Below are 1,027 nucleotides of genomic sequence, written 5' to 3' on the forward strand. Positions count from 1 at the left end.
TGGCGGTGCTTGCCGACGGCAACGAATGCAGAGCCGTCGCACGAGACGCTGCGCCGCCATTCCAATCAGCCCCGAGGCAATCAGAAACGGAGGAACTCCCATGTCAATTAAACGAGTCACCGAGGTCGGGGCATCGTTGGAGTGGAGTGTAGAGAGAACTAAGTGACCCGTCATGGCCGCACGGAAGGCGATCTCGGCGGTCTCTTGGTCGCGCATCTCACCGACCAGAATCGTGTCCGGGTCTTGGCGCAAGATCGCACGGAGCTGACGGCCAAAAGTCAGGCCCACTTTCTCATTGACCGCGCTCTGGTTGATGCCCTCCATATTGACCTCAACCGGGTCTTCACACGTGACGATATTAATCGTCTTGCTGCGTAGGACATTCAATGCCGCGTAGAGCGTCGTGGTCTTGCCTGAGCCTGTCGGCCCGGTCACCAGCACCAGTCCCAGTGGGCTTCGGATTAGCTCCTCAAAAACCTCTCGGTTATTGGGTGAGAAGTCTAGCCCTTCCAGAGGCCGCACCGACATCGAGCGGTCCAGAAGGCGCATGACGATCTTCTCGCCATAGAGCACGGGCAAACTAGAGATACGCAGGTCGAACGACTTGCCTGGCATCGTGATCGCGATACGCCCGTCTTGGGGCAAGCGCTTCTCGTTGATATCCAGATCGGCGAGTACTTTGATGCGCACTGCAATCGGATCTTGCAGGTCTTTGGGGAGATCTTTCCAGCTCTGGAGCACCCCATCCACTCGCAGGCGCACCTCCAGGCAGTTGGCACGCGGCTCGATATGGATATCACTGGCTCCCAAGCGAACGGCCTCGTTGACCATCGCATTGACCATCTGAACAGCAGGTCCCTGAATGGCGGGAGATGTCCCCCCCGGCCCCGATCCTGGCATACTCATCTTCCGTTATTCTCCTGAAAGAAGAGATTCATCAGTGACGAGGGGAAATCCTGCTCTGTCTATCCCCGCTGGCCGAACTCGTAGGCAGGATCTACTTCATCGTTGCCGGTGGGGGCAGGGA

General features: G+C 58.0%; 1 protein-coding gene. It reads right to left on the reverse strand.

All coding sequences use genetic code 11. The features are described from left to right. A partial coding sequence (locus RMO15_RS31755) for a GspE/PulE family protein (protein ID WP_309722851.1) occupies positions 1-906 on the reverse strand: 906 nt, incomplete at its 3' end. Positions 907-1,027 lie beyond the last annotated feature (121 nt).

Source organism: Armatimonas sp. (assembly GCF_031410135.1).
Lineage (GTDB): Bacteria > Armatimonadota > Armatimonadia > Armatimonadales > Armatimonadaceae > Armatimonas.